The sequence below is a fragment of the Vibrio sp. 10N.286.52.F8 genome (assembly GCF_041468745.1).
Classification (GTDB): Bacteria; Pseudomonadota; Gammaproteobacteria; order Enterobacterales; family Vibrionaceae; genus Vibrio; species Vibrio crassostreae_C.
On sequence record NZ_JBFRJF010000018.1, the window covers coordinates 27,142 to 45,106 of the forward strand.

18 protein-coding genes and 1 riboswitch are annotated in these 17,965 nt (G+C 43.7%); of the genes, 7 read left to right on the forward strand and 11 right to left on the reverse strand.

The window, feature by feature from the left end:
* Positions 1-94: 94 nt before the first annotated feature.
* The 3 genes from AB4133_RS10530 to AB4133_RS10540 all read right to left on the reverse strand — a co-directional run bounded on the left by AB4133_RS10530 (position 95) and on the right by AB4133_RS10540 (position 3,027).
* Positions 95-1,117, reverse strand: coding sequence for an adenosine deaminase (locus AB4133_RS10530; protein ID WP_372224389.1), 1,023 nt, complete (start codon positions 1,115-1,117; stop codon positions 95-97).
* A gap of 90 nt (positions 1,118-1,207) precedes the next feature.
* Positions 1,208-1,307, reverse strand: a riboswitch (purine riboswitch).
* A 75-nt stretch (positions 1,308-1,382) separates the two neighbouring features.
* A complete protein-coding gene (locus AB4133_RS10535; protein WP_017060016.1) occupies positions 1,383-1,877 on the reverse strand; it encodes a GNAT family N-acetyltransferase in 495 nt (164 codons plus the stop codon).
* A 166-nt stretch (positions 1,878-2,043) separates the two neighbouring features.
* Positions 2,044-3,027, reverse strand: coding sequence for a DUF2860 family protein (locus AB4133_RS10540; RefSeq protein WP_102332872.1), 984 nt, complete (start codon positions 3,025-3,027; stop codon positions 2,044-2,046).
* A gap of 221 nt (positions 3,028-3,248) precedes the next feature.
* Between AB4133_RS10540 and AB4133_RS10545 the strand changes: the two genes are divergently transcribed.
* The gene (locus tag AB4133_RS10545; RefSeq protein WP_372224391.1) at positions 3,249-3,746 is read left to right on the forward strand and encodes a fasciclin domain-containing protein; all 498 of its coding nucleotides are present in this window, start codon (positions 3,249-3,251) and stop codon (positions 3,744-3,746) included.
* A 127-nt stretch (positions 3,747-3,873) separates the two neighbouring features.
* Here AB4133_RS10545 and AB4133_RS10550 read toward each other — a convergent pair whose 3' ends face one another.
* The 6 genes from AB4133_RS10550 to AB4133_RS10575 form a co-directional block, all read right to left on the reverse strand.
* Positions 3,874-4,170 carry a hypothetical protein gene (locus AB4133_RS10550; protein ID WP_017064710.1) on the reverse strand — a complete coding sequence of 99 codons (297 nt, stop codon included), beginning with the start codon at positions 4,168-4,170 and terminating at the stop codon, positions 3,874-3,876.
* 131 nt (positions 4,171-4,301) lie between these two features.
* A complete protein-coding gene (locus tag AB4133_RS10555) occupies positions 4,302-4,559 on the reverse strand; it encodes a hypothetical protein (protein ID WP_017060020.1) in 258 nt (85 codons plus the stop codon).
* Between the two features lie 165 nt (positions 4,560-4,724).
* Positions 4,725-5,207, reverse strand: a complete 483-nt coding sequence (locus AB4133_RS10560) for a GNAT family N-acetyltransferase (protein WP_372224393.1) — start codon at positions 5,205-5,207, stop codon at positions 4,725-4,727.
* A 98-nt stretch (positions 5,208-5,305) separates the two neighbouring features.
* Positions 5,306-5,620, reverse strand: a complete 315-nt coding sequence (locus tag AB4133_RS10565) for a cupin domain-containing protein (protein WP_065584628.1) — start codon at positions 5,618-5,620, stop codon at positions 5,306-5,308.
* 60 nt (positions 5,621-5,680) lie between these two features.
* Positions 5,681-6,184 (reverse strand): YgjV family protein, encoded by a 504-nt coding sequence (locus AB4133_RS10570; RefSeq protein WP_017060023.1) that lies wholly within the window; start codon positions 6,182-6,184, stop codon positions 5,681-5,683.
* Between the two features lie 123 nt (positions 6,185-6,307).
* Positions 6,308-7,108 carry a PhzF family phenazine biosynthesis protein gene (locus AB4133_RS10575; RefSeq protein ID WP_065584627.1) on the reverse strand — a complete coding sequence of 267 codons (801 nt, stop codon included), beginning with the start codon at positions 7,106-7,108 and terminating at the stop codon, positions 6,308-6,310.
* A 581-nt stretch (positions 7,109-7,689) separates the two neighbouring features.
* Here AB4133_RS10575 and AB4133_RS10580 point away from each other — a divergent pair.
* Positions 7,690-8,721 carry an extracellular solute-binding protein gene (locus AB4133_RS10580; protein WP_102449420.1) on the forward strand — a complete coding sequence of 344 codons (1,032 nt, stop codon included), beginning with the start codon at positions 7,690-7,692 and terminating at the stop codon, positions 8,719-8,721.
* 3 nt (positions 8,722-8,724) lie between these two features.
* On the forward strand, positions 8,725-11,157 hold the full coding sequence (locus AB4133_RS10585; RefSeq protein ID WP_372224395.1) for a putative bifunctional diguanylate cyclase/phosphodiesterase: 2,433 nt from the start codon (positions 8,725-8,727) through the stop codon (positions 11,155-11,157).
* A 242-nt stretch (positions 11,158-11,399) separates the two neighbouring features.
* Here AB4133_RS10585 and AB4133_RS10590 read toward each other — a convergent pair whose 3' ends face one another.
* Both AB4133_RS10590 and AB4133_RS10595 read right to left on the reverse strand, forming a co-directional pair.
* Positions 11,400-12,425: a GGDEF domain-containing protein gene (locus AB4133_RS10590; protein WP_372224397.1), complete on the reverse strand. Its 1,026-nt coding sequence runs from the start codon at positions 12,423-12,425 to the stop codon at positions 11,400-11,402.
* A 9-nt stretch (positions 12,426-12,434) separates the two neighbouring features.
* On the reverse strand, positions 12,435-12,890 hold the full coding sequence (locus AB4133_RS10595) for a hypothetical protein (RefSeq protein WP_017069847.1): 456 nt from the start codon (positions 12,888-12,890) through the stop codon (positions 12,435-12,437).
* A gap of 461 nt (positions 12,891-13,351) precedes the next feature.
* Here AB4133_RS10595 and AB4133_RS10600 point away from each other — a divergent pair, with 461 nt between their 5' ends.
* From AB4133_RS10600 to AB4133_RS10615, 4 genes are read left to right on the forward strand one after another with little or no spacing between them, the layout of a single operon-like run.
* A complete protein-coding gene (locus AB4133_RS10600; RefSeq protein ID WP_372155575.1) occupies positions 13,352-13,726 on the forward strand; it encodes a cytochrome c in 375 nt (124 codons plus the stop codon).
* A gap of 37 nt (positions 13,727-13,763) precedes the next feature.
* Positions 13,764-15,188, forward strand: coding sequence for a cytochrome-c oxidase, cbb3-type subunit I (gene ccoN / locus AB4133_RS10605; protein WP_372224400.1), 1,425 nt, complete (start codon positions 13,764-13,766; stop codon positions 15,186-15,188).
* On the forward strand, positions 15,189-15,803 hold the full coding sequence (locus AB4133_RS10610) for a cbb3-type cytochrome c oxidase subunit II (protein ID WP_017064719.1): 615 nt from the start codon (positions 15,189-15,191) through the stop codon (positions 15,801-15,803).
* Positions 15,800-17,956, forward strand: a complete 2,157-nt coding sequence (locus AB4133_RS10615) for a c-type cytochrome (RefSeq protein ID WP_372224402.1) — start codon at positions 15,800-15,802, stop codon at positions 17,954-17,956. The genes AB4133_RS10610 and AB4133_RS10615 overlap by 4 nt, the downstream gene beginning before the upstream one ends.
* Positions 17,957-17,965 lie beyond the last annotated feature (9 nt).

The following is a 17,965-nucleotide window of genomic DNA, read 5'->3' on the forward strand; positions in this document are numbered from 1 at the left end:
AGATTAAGCAGACTCAGTCGATAACACTTTACCATCCACTTTAGTTGGCCATCCTAGCGCTTTATACTCAGCTGCTAGTAAATGGGCACAGCGGCTAGAAATTCTGGTCAAAATCAGCTTTAGCTAAGTAACCTTGAACAAGCTCTCGATATTGCTGCTTCAATGGCGCTTCAATAAAGCTCGCGTCTATCGCATTCAAACTAAACTGCGCTAACTCCTGATGCGTCATCTCATGAGCTTGGCTCACCGCATTAAAGTTATCCGACATGTAACCACCAAAATAAGCAGGGTCATCCGAGTTAATCGTTACAGCCACACCCTTTCTGAGCAGTTCGACAATGTTGTGGTCTTCCATCACATCGAATACACGCAATTTAATATTCGACAGTGGGCACACCGTCAGTGGCATTTTGGTTTCAATCAGCTCTTCGATTAGAGCTTCGTCTGTCATGCACTGGACACCATGATCCACTCGACTCACGCTGAGCATTTCAATCGCATCGACAATGTTTTGAGCCGGCCCTTCTTCTCCTGCATGCGCCACCGTCAAGAAGCCCGCTTGTTTTGCTTGTTGGAATACACGCTTGAACTTCTCTGGTGGGTGTCCTAATTCAGAAGAGTCCAGTCCAACCCCGACGATCTTATCTTGATGCTTCAATACCTCTGCGAACGTTTGAATGGCGCTCTCTTCAGATAAATAGCGCAGAAAACATGCGATGATTTGAGAGGTAATGCCCAACTCTTTATGACCCTGTTCAAGCGCACGATGAATGCCGTTAATAGCGGTGTCGAATGCAATGCTACGATCGGTATGTGTCTGAGGATCAAAGAAAATCTCAGTATGGATAACATTGTCGGCTTTACAGCGTTCTAGATAAGCCCATGTTAAGTCGTAGAAATCCTGTTCTGTGCGCAGTGCATCAGCACCTTGATAATAGATATCCAGAAATGACTGTAAATCATCAAATTCGTATGCGCGTCTTAGTTGCTCTGGGGATGAATAAGGCAGCTCAATGCCATTGCGTTGAGCAAGCTGGAAAAGTAACTCAGGTTCGAGCGAACCTTCAATGTGTAAATGCAACTCTACTTTTGGGAGCCCTTGAATAAATGCGTTCATATTTCACCTACTATGGATTTTAGGTGTGCACTTACTCTGAATAATAGACAGGAGGTTTTCTTGAACGCCATTACAAAGAGTAAGAACACAATTGTGATCTAAACCCTTCGTAATCAGCACTTTGCGGGAGCTGGTAGAGACCCCCAAACCATATCATTGGGGTTATACGAAGCAAACGGTTGCTACTATACAGAGTTTAATGGGAATTTCACTAATCAATTGCTCATTAACCGATTTCTAAAGCAGGAACCTGTTTGGTTCGATCTCAACGGTAATCTGGTCGTATTCTCGACATCAGCAACATATCGATGTACTTACCCGCTTTGAACGTACTGAGTCTTTTTGTGCCTTCTAACTGAAAGCCTACACGTTCATACAAAGCAATAGCGGCGTGGTTATCGGCATGAACCTCTAACTCAAGACGCACGAGATTAAGCCAGTTATCCGCCTGATTGATCGCTTCTTGCATTAACGCCTTACCGACCCCTTTACCATGCATATCTGGGTGAATAGCAATACCAAGACCAGCGCAGTGCCTGTCTCTTACCTTGGTGGTCATGAATAAAGTAATGTGACCCACTACTTTGCCGGAGACTTCCGCAACCAGAGTGAAATGGTCTGAATGACCAAACAGTCGCTCCACTTGTTCAGAACTAAGATAAGGCTTTTGTGAGGTGTTTTCTGAAACTGAAGGGCGGCGATAAATATCGAAAATATCTTGGCTATCCGTTGCTTCTAAATGTCTAATTTGTATTTCCAAAGCGCTTCCTTATCCTATTATTTCTATCCATAAGCTAATTTTCATATTACGGATAGCAACGGGAACCTACAACCTTTAAAGGTGTAAGTGCCCGAAATAATTAAACAAATAGTAAGACTGAACTTAAACTTCTGCTTTGATGAGTATTTTTAAAATAGTGTGAATATCAGAATTTATAATCCACACCCACACTCGCTAATACTTGCTCGGAGTTATAGAAATCGATATTAGAATCTATGCTTCTTAAACCCAGTAAAGTAATGAACGCCCAATCTTTATAGCCCATCAAACCACCAAACTCATAAGCTAAGAATGCACCGAATTCATTCTCTTCACGTACTTGCCCGTAAATTGGATTCGACTCATCATATTCACGATCACTTGCATCTAGGGTGACAACAAAACCATGACGACCGATTCTCTTCGCGTAGTTTAATTCAATACCATAACTATCGAAGCTGAGTGCTCCTCCTTCTGCGTCTGAGTGGAAATACACCATTGAAGGAACAAATAGACCTGCGTGGTTTGGTAAGATAAAGCGGTATCCTGCTTTGGCGTACACATAGGTTCTTTCCCTATCCAGCAGCACAGTATCTTCCGGAGATAAGCCTTGGCTACCAGATAGCTCTTCATCAACATCTGATTGCCCAAATGCGAGATCCGTTCGAAAACCAGTTCCACCGATATTAGTGAGCTGCAGTCGTCCTACATTACCTTTCACATCCGTTTCATTTCGATTAACGCCAACAGCATACGGATCCGTCCAAGCCTTACCCGAGATAAGCGTAGGAATAACAGAAAAATCCAATATGGTGCCACCAGAAAGTTGATATCGATAACCGATCTCAAACGCAATGGTACCTGTTGCAATATCCTCTCGTGTCGTACCCGCATACACTTGGTGAGTCAGCGATTCGCCAAAAGTATATTGAACAGTACCCAAAAAGCCGAGTAGCCCTTGGTTTTCACTCTCCCCTTCCTGGGTGTTGGTGGCTTGATTCGAATCTTGTTCAGTACTCAAATTACTACTGTCAGAGTAGAAACCGGCCAATACACTGAAGTTACCGCTGAAGCCTTCACTTGGAGCAAGGCCACTGTATGCAGGCATTGAAGCCAATGCAGAAAAGACTACTGGTAAAACAAACCTCATATTCACATCCATTACTTGAATAATCACCAAATAACTATAAGCATCAAATAACTATAAGCATCAAAATGGAATTGTAACAAGCATTTAACAATATAAGTTTATTCGCTTGACGCTGTCGATATCGCTAACCATTCACTCAAAGACACAACAAATTGATCTATCACGATTGGGCTTTCGTAATACCTCTCGAAAATAACGGACAAAACTCAAAGGAAGACAATATGTTTAATAAATTAATCAAAACCATGTCAGTGCTAGTTGCGACGCTTCTTTTTACGGCTTTTGCTCACGCTGATCACCACGGAATGAAGAAAGATATCGTTGACGTGGCGGCTGAAAACGGCTCTTTCAACACCTTGGTAGCAGCGGTAAAAGCGGCAGGCTTAGTTGAAACATTGAAAGGTGACGGTCCCTTCACAGTGTTTGCGCCAACGGATGAAGCGTTCGCTGCGCTACCAGAAGGAACGGTTGATATGCTGTTGAAGCCAGAAAACAAAGACAAGCTGATTGCAGTACTGACCTATCATGTGGTGCCAGGGAAAATAATGGCGTCTGAAGTGATGAAACTTGATAGTGCCATAACAGTGCAAGGCGAAGCGGTAATGGTAGGAATTGATCACGGCAACGTGATGGTCAACAAAGCGCAGGTCGTGATGGCAGATGTTGAAGCAAGCAATGGTGTTATCCATGTGATTGATGCTGTATTACTGCCTAAATAATAAAGATGAACACAAATCAAAGGTTCTTAGAGGGTGTGACAGGCTCACACCCTTTTGACGTTTAAATACCAAGTTAAGATCGGTATCAAACTAGCCGAACCTGCCTTTATATAAGCAAGAACCCGGATTACATAAACAAGCGCCCGAATATCAGAAAGGCCGCCATCGATACCACCTTCGTGAAGACCACTACCCAGATGCAGTCACCAATACTAGAGTGCGTCGCTTTCCCGAGTAGGAACACAAACAGAATCAACCCTAACACCCAACCTACTGTTGGAATCAATGACACCAGAGCAACGATAACAGCAATAGTAAGAAGGGATTTAAAATCTGCGACCACGAAAGACATTTTAGAGGCGATGTACATACAACATGCGGTGATTAATGCGTCCATCACAAACGCTAAAGCTTCAATACCCACTTTACTTCCTTCACTGATATTAGTTGAAGTGAATATTATCTCTAAAGAGATGATTTTTCTTGAATAAGAGAACAAAAAGCAGGTGAAAACTGTGTCAAAAATGAGATTACCGTTCGTCTGAAGGCATAGGTTTATTTGTTCGAGTCTTCTAAGCCTTTGACCAGTGCTCGCGACCGAGTCTGATTTGCTTTTTGATAGGCATCAAAGCCATCTTCGCGTTTACCTCCGAACAAACAAAGAAACGAGTTGATGACAAATGAAAAGAATGAGATGACGACAACAAAGAGAGGAAATAGCCCCGACACCCCAGCATCTAAGGCAAGAACGCCAACAGCGAAGGACAACATCGACACCAATGTATATAGTTTAGATCTACTCACATGACTCATGAACAACACTCCTTGTATTCATTCAATGTTTAGATTAGACAAATTATCTTGCACACAATTTGAACTCATCGACAATATCAATAGATCAGGAAAAGTTATCCTTAAAAAGGTTCATTAATATTTCAAACTCGGTTTCTGTATCCCTACGAACACTAGCCCGCCTATTCAACTGACTTTTCTATCTTCAACTACCTTTTCCATCACGTAATTGGTCAGCTTTACACCACGCATTTCGACTTCCTGTTCATTCACCACCTTAAAACCAAGATGCTCATAGAAAGGCCTTGCGGTAATACTTACTTCAGAGAAATATCTCGATATACCACGAACTCGACCCACAGTGAAAACATGTTCCATCAACGCTTTCCCTACCCCCTTCCCTTGATATTCGTGGTGACAGAAAAAGTGATCAATCAAGCCACTTGGTTGCAGGTCAGTATAGCCAACTACGCAACCATCGAGTTCAGCCACAAAGGGTTGTAACCCATTCATACGCTTTTGCCATAACGCAAAGTCAAAGCTACTGGGTGCCCAAGCTTCGACTTGCTGTTGAGAATAATCTCGAACATTCACGTTACGTACGGTATGAAAGAAGATCTCCCACAGTGCTTTGTCATCACTCGCTTGATAGTTTCGAATTCTAATCACAACATACTCCTTTTTGTCTTAAGTCCTTTCTGAGGTGAAAATAAACAGCTGAATCAGCAAGCTTTATAACCTAACAGCCTCAGCTTTAGAGCAAGATATCAACGATAAAACACAGCGAGCCAGATCGTCACCGCATCTTTATCCGTCCTCAGCACCTTGTGTTTTTCACCTGCGGAAATATTGAGATAATCCCCTTTAGACAAGGTAACAATGCGACCATCTTCAAACTCAATCACCCCTTGCCCATCGATCACCATTACCCATTCATTCTCATCTTGATCATACCAACCCTCGTCTGGTGAACTGTGACCATATGAGAGTATTCTCTCGATTCGAATGTTGTCGTTGGCAATCAGGTCATTGAATATTTCATTGGGTATTGATGAAGGAACATCATTGTAAATGTTTGGCATCAAGCTCTCCTAGCTAGCATTGAATTGATTAACAACTTGGGCCTTAGCTGTACTGTAAACCTAAGCAGCGGCACTCTTTTTGAAGTAAAAACGGTAATAGCCCACCAAGTTACTGCAGATAAACAGCGCCTCCATAACAACCGCTGTTGGCGAACCAACTAAATAATTGTGAACCAACCAAAAGCTGGTTCCGATGATCATCAATTCTCTTAATCGACGGTCATCTTTATTGAAGGCTGCAAAGGTCTGAAATACGGAGGCAAAGCAACTCAATATGCTGGTCAGCCCTGAGTAAGTCACTGCGGTTGCGACCACCGACATCGAAGAAAACAAATATTTAAACTTAGACGAGGTAGAAAATACGCTCGTCAAATAGCGAATCGTGGCAATCGTCATTAAGCTCGCCGCTGTCCATTGTTCAAGAAGGATAAAGTGACTCGAAATAAGAACGCCAGCAAAGAACAGACAAGTGACGATTTTCTTCCTTTCCTTGAATTGGAATGACAGAAGATCAAAACAAATGGCTATCGCGACTAATACTTGGGAAAGATAAAAGGCAGACACGGTGATTCCTTCAATAATAACATTCCGCCCTAGCCGCTTCTTTCACGGTGAACAGTCGAATAAAACATACTAGGCGGTTACAACAAAACAGAGCAAACAGCGCTCTAAAGCTTCTATAAAAATCTAAAGCTTCAACACACCACTAATCACAGTGGTCGCAGAGCCGATTAACTTTATTCGCCCATTAGCCAATAATTCAGTCGACATATAGCCACCACGACGAGACGCTTGATAAGCACTGAAACTGCTTTTGTTGAGCTTTTCTGCCCAGTGTTGCGTCAATGCGCAATGTGCCGAGCCAGTCACAGGATCTTCATTAACCCCAACCCAAGGTGCAAAGTAGCGAGAAACAAAATCAAGTTCCGTATTTGCTGCCAATGCTGTCACCACTACACCTCGCCCTTGAATACCTTTTAACGCATCAAAGTTTGGTGAAAGCTCCAATAACACTTGTTCGTTGGAAACTTCGATTAACTGCTTAGAGTCAAATTCTCTGAATGAAACTACTTGATGCGGATCTAAACCTAGGTGTTCAAGCAGCGTGAGGTTGGGTTCAGAACGCAATGATAGCTGTGTACTAGGAAAATCAAGCTCGATAGACGATTCACAAACGGCGGCAGATAATTCCCCAGATAAGGTGTTAAACACGACCTTATCACCTGTCTCAAGCAGTCCTTGTTCTTTCATCACATGAACCGTTGCCAGTGTGCCATGTCCACACAGCTTCACTTCGACTTCGGGAGTGAACCATTTAAGCGTCATAGTGTTAAGCGCGAGAAAAGCCGTTTCAGATACCGCCATCTCTTCAGCGATTGAAAACATTAACGACTCATCCAACGGCTCTTTGGAGATACAGACCCCGGCAGGGTTCCCTTTAAACGCTTGAGTTGTAAACGAATCTACTTGATATATCTCTAAATCCACAATGGCTCCTAAATGCACAACATTTCCCAAACCGGCAATCATGGCTCGTTGGGACATAACCTAGATATTGCTGCCCACAATAAGCACAATCACCTTGTGCTACAAGTCTTTAGCAACAACTTTATCGATACTTATTGAGAAACGAAACAAATGATAAACAAAACGTTATAGAAGTGTTTTTAGGGATAAAAGAACATTGAACATAAGAGTAAATCGCGATGGCAAAACAAAGGAATAACGACGATTAATGCGAGCGAAAACCCGAAAAAGGTAATCACCGCATCATTATTTAATGCTTAATATTTGCATAATAACTTGTAAGAATGGATATTATGATGAATATTAATTTAAATAATCCATTCACGGACAATAAACTGGAATACGTACTTGTGTTGAATACGATACGACGGAGTCATCCTTGCCTCACACGATAAAGGTTCGGTATCAAGTAGGAGTAGCAAGTTGCTATTTGCATGAAATGCATGAAGTTGAAGTTGAAGTTAAATTAAGTGCCTAAATTTGAATCATGTCGCAGATTTTGGGCTACGATTTAGTTATCACGTACGAAAGGGAATCCGTCAGTGAAAGCGTTTTGCGTATCAATACTTGCGTCAACATCCTTTTTGGCTAGCCCTGTATTTGGCCAGCAGCATGATATTTATCTCTACAATTGGGATGAATTTTTATCTGACAGCGTCGTTACCCAGTTGAGTGATACCTACGGCATCTCACTAAAGCAACAATTCTTCTCTGATGAGTCAATAAGGGATGAGGTTCTATTAAGCGAACGTCGAGGCGCTTTTGAACTGGTCATCGTCGAAAGCGTAAAACTTAAGGCATTAGCCAAGCAAAACCTGTTCCATAACCTAAGTGACTTACAACAATCCATTGAAAGCAATTTTGATCCCAGGTGGGCGGATGGATGCGGTGAATATGGTATTCCTTACGCTTGGGGAACATCCGGTATCCTATATCGCAGTGATAAAATCTCCGCCCCAGAATCTTGGATGGCCATTCTTGAGCCCGACTCCAAAGTCAGTGGCCGTATAAGTATGTACTACGACCCCACCGACTTGGTAAGTACTGCGTTATTGGTCAATCAATTTGACCCATTTACTAACAATGAACAAGAACTTCGTGTTGCTTACAAAACGCTACAACTGCAGAAGCCACATCTTGAAAGCAATGAGTATGTCATCGACCACATCCACCAGCTTGAGCGCCTAGCCAATATCGACCTCGCCTACGGATACTCTGGTGACAGCTATGTGCTTAATGATGCCGAACCTGAGGCATCTTGGGCCTACACAGTGCCTCTAGAAGGAACAACCTTATGGTTAGAGTGTATGGCTGCAATTAACAACGGAGAGCTATCTCCACAGGCAACCACGACTCTCTCCTTCTTATCGCAACCCGAGATCGCAGCTCAAAACGCAATGGATTCATGGTTTGCAACTCCAAGCTCAAAAGCAAAAGCCTTAACGACACAAGAGTACCAAAATAACCCGGAGCTTTTCCCTAGCAAAGAGGTCTTAGAACGCAGCTATCTGTATCAGCAACTCGAACCCAATAGCATTCAAATTCGCAATCGTATTGTCGACAGTTTGAGATAACTCATGCCAGTATTGAAGAAGCTCTATTTTGTACTTTTACCAACGCTGACATTTGTGCTCCTGATAGCAGGAATCGTGATGTACAACTTCGCATCAAATCATGCTAAGCACATGTATTTGGACAAGGTGCAATCTGATGTGAACACCGCTTTAGTCGCGGCGGAATACGAGCAGCTCGGCTTGTCCTTACTAGTTAAAGATATCGGTTCTTCGTTGCAGTTCCTCCGCTACATTCAAAATCCTGGCGACTACACGACTCTATCGCTATTGGAAAAACGAGTACTCCGAGTATTAAGCCAGAATCACGTCAATCAATTTGGGCAACGCAATGTTTATATCGTGGACCCTAAGTTCAAATTAACGCTTTCGACTCTCAGAGCCGATCCTTTCGAGGGGCTAAAAATCCCTGACAAGATTTATGAAAGAGTCTTCGACATATACACCTCGTTAATCAGCAAGAAGGAACTCTCCTACGAAGGCTTCTCTTATATCTCGATTAGTGGCGAGCTCAGATATTCGTATGTTGCGGCAATTGACCCTTACCTCCTTCCTCAAGATAAACGTGCAAGTAACAGTTTAAATCGCTACATCTTGATTGCTGACGGGCCTCTGATGCAACTCTCTAGCTTATTAATCAAATACAATGACGATGACAATATTCAGTTCTTAATCGAGCCATCCTCTGACGCTGCCAACATCGAAAATACCCAATTCGTTATCAAATCAATTGAGCAAACCCAAGATAATATCAATGTGCAGATGACCAGCCGAAATCTCATCGCGCAAGTAAATATTCGAGAACAAAAGTTCAACCATGAGAAAGCCATCATCGCTAAACAAACCTTGTTAGGTGGCTTTGGCACTCTCTTTACGATCATGTTGATCGTGCATTTAGTGGTGCGTTACCAACTTGTGCGCCCGCTTAAAGACTTACTGCAAGAGATATCGATCGGCGGGCTCAAGCTTAGGTATTTCAAGCGTTCATCGGGGCAAAGTGAAATTGATGGTTTAAAGAACGCGTACATAGACTCATTAACAGAGTTGAAGTTCGAAGCCGAATTCGACCAACTCACCAAGCTAGCTAACCGACGCTCTTTCATCAGACACCTTGATGTACGACTAAAAAGCTCGATGAGCCCACACTGCTATGTGGTTTGTTGGGACATCATCGATTTTCGTAAAATTAACGATCTCTACGGGGCAAAAGTTGGTGATAATGTACTGATAAGCTTAGCTAAAGCACTGAAAGAGACACTACAAAACCAACAAGCCTCTTTGGGCTTTAGTTGCAGTGATTACTCTTTAGCCAGACTGGGAGGGAATCAGTTTATCGCGATCTTGGAGATGGGTAAGAACCAAGTGATAAACGAAGAAATTGAGAACATCAACAATACGCTGACCGGCACCACCTTCCTTGACTACTATGGGTTTCGATTATCACTCGCAACAGGTGTTTTACCGCTCGACACGCCAAAGTTCGATGAGATTTGGCACCGATGCATCGATGAAATGTTAGCTAATGCGAAGTCTCATAGTGATGGCGAAAGTCGTATTGTTTATGGCGAAGAGTTGTTACATACCTTGGAACGCCATGACGTTGTAGAGAAAAGACTCTTAGAGTGCTGCGAAAGTGACAACTTTGAACTTCGCTTTATGCCTATTTTTAACGCCAAGACACTTCAGATAGATGGCGCGGAGTGCCTGATTCGTTGCCCAGCCTTATTCGATATCGATGCGGGACCAGAAGAATTTATCCCAGTTGCAGAAAAGAGTAACCTTATTGCCAGGCTCGACATGTGGGTCATTGGCACCGCGATCAAAAGCTATAAAGAGCTTTCAGAACTTCATAAATACAAGGGCACTCTGTCAATTAATATCTCGGCGATGGAGCTCTACAACCGTAATTTTGCCGACAACATCCGTAAAGTACTCGAACGTTATCAAGTGCCACCTGGCAACATTATTATAGAGATTACCGAGACCAGTTACGTGAAAAGTACCAAGCTTACGGTGCAGACTATCGAGAGCCTCAGAAGCTTAGGTTTAAAGGTCTCCCTTGACGATTTTGGTACGGGCTACACAGCGTTTAACCAACTTCTCCACTACCCTGTGGATGAGCTCAAAATTGATAAGAGCTTTATCGATAACATGGTAGACGACAAGGCCGACCGCAAGATGGTCGAATCTATGGTTAACTTAGGCCACTCTTGTGACACGCTAGTCGTCGGAGAAGGTGTTGAGTCGATAGAACAGTATCATTACCTCAGAAAAGCCAACTGTAACCTAATACAAGGCTACTTCTTCAGTCAGCCACTCACTTATCTGGAATTCATCGAGTTTGTTCGAAACCATAACCCGCAAGCAATTTTAAACCCGCAGTCTGTTAGCAGTTCGAGATCTAACGAGCGAATCGTTGCACTCACTCAAAAGCAGTAACCTTAAACCTAAACCTAAACCTAAACCTCAACCTCAAAGCCTCTCTTCCTATTCAAGCGCGGAAAGCCACTATAGCTATAACTAGTAGTAGAACTATCTTCATCAGAGCAGGAGCTCTCTATTGGCTGCACATTGAATGAGGAGGCAAATAAAGAATGGCAAAAGCCATGATAGTGAAGCGGGAGAATGGTGAGCGTACAGTCAACAAAACCTAATGATCTAACTTATCGCTGATGCGGGGATTAACTCTGCATCGTCGTTAGTAGCTCCATCATATCTTTAGAGCTGATGTTCTTCTTATGTCTTACTACAGCGTCAATCATCAATTCTAAATTGCCCGCTGAAATATAATCCTTGAGCACGTCATTGAATTTTTCCTGGATCTCATCACTTGTGTACAAGTGCTCAGGAATGAAGAATAGAAACTGACTGCCACTACTACGAAACGAGATAGTACTTTCCGGTACCTTTGCCGTCAGGGACTTAGCAGCTGAACTCACCACCAAGTCTCCATATTCAAGTCCATACTTTTGGTTTATCTCACTAAGGTTTCTGATTCTTACAAAGTAAAGGTCGAAATTACCGTTTGTTGGATAGCTGTTCTTAACAAACTGCATGAGCGAGACTCGATTGCGAAAGCCAGTAATGAAGTCGGTAGAATGAAGTTTTCGTTTGATTGCAAAGTCGACGTAAAAAATCGCTCCTGTCACAAGCAGTAGCAACACCAGAAATACGCTGCTTATCTGATGCATCATCACCAACTTGTCGACCATTGTGGTGTTTTCTTCAATAACCGGGCTTTGAAGTCGAAACTTTTCGTTAATAAATTCGACCAGCGTGTTGTAACAAATATCAATTTTCTTCTGCAGTGATTCCTTAGGCAAAGCGCCTTGATTCACCAACTTAATTGAGGATTCTAACGACTTAAACTTTTCAAACTCTGCGGTAAAGTACGGTTTAAAGTTTGCTGAGCGAATAAAATTGGACGATTCAGTGCTGTTGATCAGAATATCAAAACGACTCCAAGTAATGTCATATGCCAACCAAAGTTCATCATAATCAATCATCTTTGCATGGCTAACCATCAAGAAGTTTGCATACTCTTTGACGAGTTGAAAAACAAACCAAGTGGCCTCATTTTGGCGGTTAGAAAAGCTCTTGTTGATGTCATTAATTCGAGTGACACTGTAGATATTGACGGATAGAACAACCACGGCCAAAGACAAAACAACGACTTTGATTGCGGCCATAGACAACAGCTTCTTCATAATTAGCCTCTACAGGTGAATATCACGAATCTGCCAAATCATCTTGGCATGGAAATCAGGGGTATTGGTTTCAGGGTTCGCAGAGATTGGGTAAATCAACCAAAACGGGCCTTTCTCTCTCACAGACATAAACTCCCCATTCTTTTTAATCGCAATGATGGGTTCATAGGTATCAAAATCTTCTTTGGGCACCGCAATTTTATAGTCATTCAATGCTACGAAAGTGACTTGTGATGATATCGGTAGATCCATATTTTCAAGCACCGTTTGTAACGTCACACCACTATAAACGGTCAGACCCTCGACCCAAGGCAAGGTGGTAGTAATTTCTTTTTGAGGAAGTGACAGGAGTTGCTCTCTACTAAAACCATGCTTTTGCCCGGAGTGGTCGAAAACCGTTAACTCTGAGGCTGCAAAAATCGAAAACGAGCAAAGCCAAAGCATCAACAAGAATACAGTTCTCATTCTAAACTCCATTTAAAAGGTCACTAAATTGAGTCTAGTATAAATTGACCATTTAACTTGTACCGATACCACTCAGATTGATTGGTATCACTTTATTCCGAATGCTCCTACACCTCGCTGTTTTTCAATAACTTCGCCGTTTCTCTGTCTCTTCCATCACCGCTCTCGTTCAGCGCTCCCTACCCGCTTGACGTATTTCTTCTCGACTGGTTAGTAAGAAAAACTCGTATTTTACTCTGCGTAAGTAAACCAATCAGCCTTATGAATACGTATCAAACAACAAAATTAACAATAAATATGAGTAAGTAAGTAGCGAGAATGCTGGTTGCTGCATAACCTTTAATCGAACGTAAGCAGCTTTAAGAGACCTAATAACGAGTTCCAGTCGTTTCTTCTCCACCAATTGATCTCGTGTATTGACCTTAGAAAGCTTACTCATTTCATAATCAAGGGAATCGAGAATGAGTTTGAATAAAAAAAAATTTAACCCCATGGCGACACTTTCTACCCTAGTAATGACGCTGGTCATGTTTCCTGTTTCTGCTGAAGTTAATCAAGAACAATTCGAATTAGGTAAACAAAAAGCCAAAGTGTGTATGACCTGTCATGGCGCTGATGGCATCTCAACACAAGATCCCTACCCGAACCTTCGCGGTCAAAAAGTGGGTTATCTCATCTCTTCATTGAAAGATTACCAGACTCGAGAAAGAACCAGTGGCTTAGCGATTCTCATGCAACAACAAGCCGACACGCTCTCAGACCAAGACATCCGTGACATTTCCTATTTCTATTCTGTGCTCGGCAACGAAGCAGGCTCGCTCAGCGATTCAAATTAAGTCAGCGATTCAAAACCTCTAGGCAAGGAGCCTTGTTATGGAACAAGTGACAACGCAATACAGCATTAAGGTCGTGAAGTACTTCATCATTGCATCCTTAGTGTGGGCGATTGTAGGTATGATCATCGGCGTGATTCTCGCCGCGCAATTATATTGGCCAGTCTTAAACTTTGATTCTCAGTATTTCCAATTTGGTCGACTGCGTCCGCTACATACCTCTGGAGTAATTTACGGCTTCGTCGTGAATATCTTGATGGGGACGTCTTTGTACATTGCCCAGCGAACAGGCCATTGTGACTTGTTCAACAAAAGCCTTTCATGGATGGTATTTTGGGTCTGGCAATTCATCCTGTTACTTGCGGTCATTTCCTTACCCGCAGGCCACACTACCTCAAAAGAGTATGCGGAGCTTGAATGGCCAATCGACTTGATGATTGTGTTGGTTTGGGTGCTGTACGCGGTGTTGTTCTTTGGCACCCTTGCTAAACGAAAGGTCAGCCATATCTTTGTGGCTAACTGGTTCTTTGCTGCATTCATTATCGTCGTTGCAATGATTTTCATCGTGAACAACCTCGCGATGCCTGTGTTGGCGATGAAGTCCTACTCTGTGTTTGCAGGCGCTCAAGATGCGATTGTTCAATGGTGGTGGGGACATAATGCCGTCGGTTTCTTGCTGACCGCTGGTGTGATTGGTATGAACTACTATTTCATACCCAAAGCGGCGGATCGACCTATCTACTCGTACCGTTTGTCTGTGATCCATTTCTGGGGCTTGGTCGGCTTTTACACGTGGGCCGGAACGCACCATTTGGTTTACTCTTCCGTTCCTATCTGGATTCAGAACATCGGCATCGTGATGTCATTGATCCTTTGGCTCCCTTCTTGGGCAGGTGCGTTCAATAGCGCAATGACCCTCCTACAAAACAAAGAAAAGCTGAAGTCCGACTACATTCTTTTATTCTTTTTCTCAGCGATTCTTTACTACTGCTTGGCGACATTCGAAGGCCCGCTACTCGCTATTCGCTGGTTCAACATGGTGGCACACAACACCGAATGGATCATAGGACACGTACATTCCGCGGCTCTAGGATGGGTTGGAATGTCAGGGATAGCGGTTTTTTACTACTTCATTCCACGCTTGTGGGGCCAAACCGATCTTTGGTCACGACGACTGATTAAATGGCACTTTTGGCTCGCTCATGCTGGCGTCGCCATCTATGCGATAGCACTTTGGATCGCAGGCATCGGTGAAGGCTATATGTGGCTCGCTCAAAATGAAAATGGCGAACTGATTTACAGCTTTGTAGAGGCTATGGATTTTAAAGCACCTTGGTTATTCATGCGTTTCTTTGGTGGCGCGCTGTTTGTACTTGGATTGTTCTTAATGGCTTTCAACTTGTACAAAACGGTTCGTATGCCCGTAACTCATGATGCTAAACACACTGTTAATGAAGGAGCTTAAATGATGAGTAAAGACTTTACACATTCAATCGTCATTTTAATTTTGACCACTGTTGTCGTGGCCTCCTTCTCTTTATTGGTCTGGGTAGTGCCAAGCATTGTCCGTGGCGATGATATTGCCAAAGGCAGCTTAGCGATGCCTCTCACACCGATTGAGTTAGCAGGCCGAGACATATACATCAGTGAAGGCTGCCATGTTTGTCACACACAAATGGTTCGCCCTCTAGAGCCAGAAGTGAAGCGTAATGGTCGCCCGAACCAAGAAGCAGACGATATCTATGAGTTTCCTAACTTGTGGGGCTCTAAACGTACTGGTCCTGACCTCACTAACTTAGGTAGAAAGTATTCTGACCAATGGCATGCTATTCACTTAATTGACCCTCGAAAAGTCGTACCGACCTCGATCATGCCCTCTTACCCGTGGCTATTTGAGCAGACTCTGACTGGCGATGATATTAGCGCCAAAATGGAAGTGTTACGTACCTTAGGTGTGCCTTATACCGATCAAGAAATTGGTGATGCCCGTTTGCAAGTAAGAGGCAAAACCAAAGGTGAAGCTCTGATTCGCTATTTACAAAGCCTGGGTAAAGATACGTCACAGGAGGTATCACAATGAGCACATTCTGGAATCTATGGGCGGTACTCTTAACCTTAATATTCTTTGTTCTGATGGTGTCTGTTGTCGTTAAATACTGGCGTAGCAATCACAAGGCCGATCACGACCACACCATTGGCACCTTTGATGGTATTGAAGAGAAAGATGCGCCTCCACCTAAGCTGTTATTTATCAGTTATGCAGTGGCATTTCTTTTGTCTGCGGGTTATTTGGTGCTCTACCCCGGGCTTGGAGAATGGGAAGGCTTAGTCGATTGGGAACAAAGCGACGATAAGCTCAGTTCACCATCCACCACTCTCAATGAGCAATTTGCACAAACCAGCGAAACCACGTTAGAGGGATTAGCTGCTGTCCCAGAGATCGTGAACAGCGGTAGGATTCTATTCCAAACTCACTGTGCCGCTTGTCACCGAGATAATGCACAAGGTCAGAAACACTTCCCTAATCTTATCGACCAAGAATGGTTATACGGCGGCAGTGATGAAACTGTGATCCATTCGATTGCCAAAGGGCGAAATGGAGCGATGCCGGGTTGGAGTGAAATCATGCGCCCAGACGAGGTGGCAAAAGTCTCCTACTATCTAGCCTCCCTCAACCAACGTCATACCGATGTGCCGGAGATTAAAGTCGAGCTCGGTAAAACCTTGTTCGTCCAATACTGTTCGTCTTGTCATGCCGATGGTGCTGTCGCTAACCCAGCGATTGGCGTACCTGATCTTTCCGATGATATCTGGCTTCACGGAGGGAGTATTGAAGAGATTCAGCACACCATCAATTACGGTTTGAACAACCTAATGCCTGCGTTTGATGAGCAGCTCAGTGAGAACGAGATACTCGCGCTTGGGGCTTATATCCGACACGCTGGTGACGTAGAGCAACAACGGCTCGCGAGTTTGAAAGCATCATCTGTTGAGCGCGGAGAATATCTCGCTTATGCCGGTGACTGTGTGGCTTGTCATAGTGCAGAAGGTGGCGAACCCTTTGCTGGCGGCCTACCCTTTGTCACCCCCTTCGGCACCGTGTATTCAACCAACATAACGCCACACACTACCGAAGGTATTGGGACTTATGACTTCGATGATTTCCGAGCGGCGTTAGTCGCAGGTAAAGGCAAGAATGGTTACCTGTACCCTGCAATGCCTTACACCTCCTATCAATACCTCACCGACCAAGACATGGTGGATTTATGGGAATACATGCAGTCAATCACCGCCGTGCCGCGACGCAATGATGACAACAGCATGATGTTTCCATCCAATATTCGCTTAGGTTTGCTTGGCTGGAACATCGTATTCATGGATACCGACCCTATTGATTATGAAGTGCCAGAGGAACTCAAAGGAGAAATTGAGAATGTCGATAAGTGGCAACAAGGCAAATATTGGGTCGCAGGACTTGGTCACTGTTCGGAGTGCCATACACCTCGAAATATTGCCCAAGCACTGATACCAGAACGTATTTTCCAAGGTAACTTGATCGACGGTTGGAACGCGCCTGATATTACAGCCAATGAGCTCTATATCGATGGTTGGGATGAAGCAACACTCACAGACTTTTTACACACAGGACATTCAGACAAAGGCACCGCTTTTGCGGGTATGGCTGATGTAGTGAAAAACAGCCTAAGCTTGATGACGCGTGAAGATATTGAGTCGATGTCCTATTACCTACTCAGTGGGGACATCAACAACACCATTGCCAGTGATGCCGTTCAGTTACAGCCTAAAGGGTTTGATGAAGCTGCGTATGCCAGTGAAATCTACACCACGTATCGTCAAACCTGTGGGGCCTGTCATGGTGACGATGGTAAAGGTCGCGATCCAATCGCCCCTACTCTGTTGAACAACGGTATTATCATGCACAGCGACCCATTCAATACCATTGCGGTAACGGTGCGCGGCTTGCAACCCACCTATCTCGACAAAGACAGAAATTTCATGCCAATGGCAAGTTTTGAGGATGTACTGTCGGATCAACGCTTAGCTGAGTTAATCACGTTTGTGCGTTTAAACCTTGGCGACAGAAATGAACCGGTCACGGCTGAGCATGTTCGAGAGGTAAGAGAAACACTTGAAGCAGCAGGCTATGCAGGTGGATTACACACCACACCTGAAATGTACGAAAATCGAGATAAGAACATTAACATACGATAGGCGCTGTAG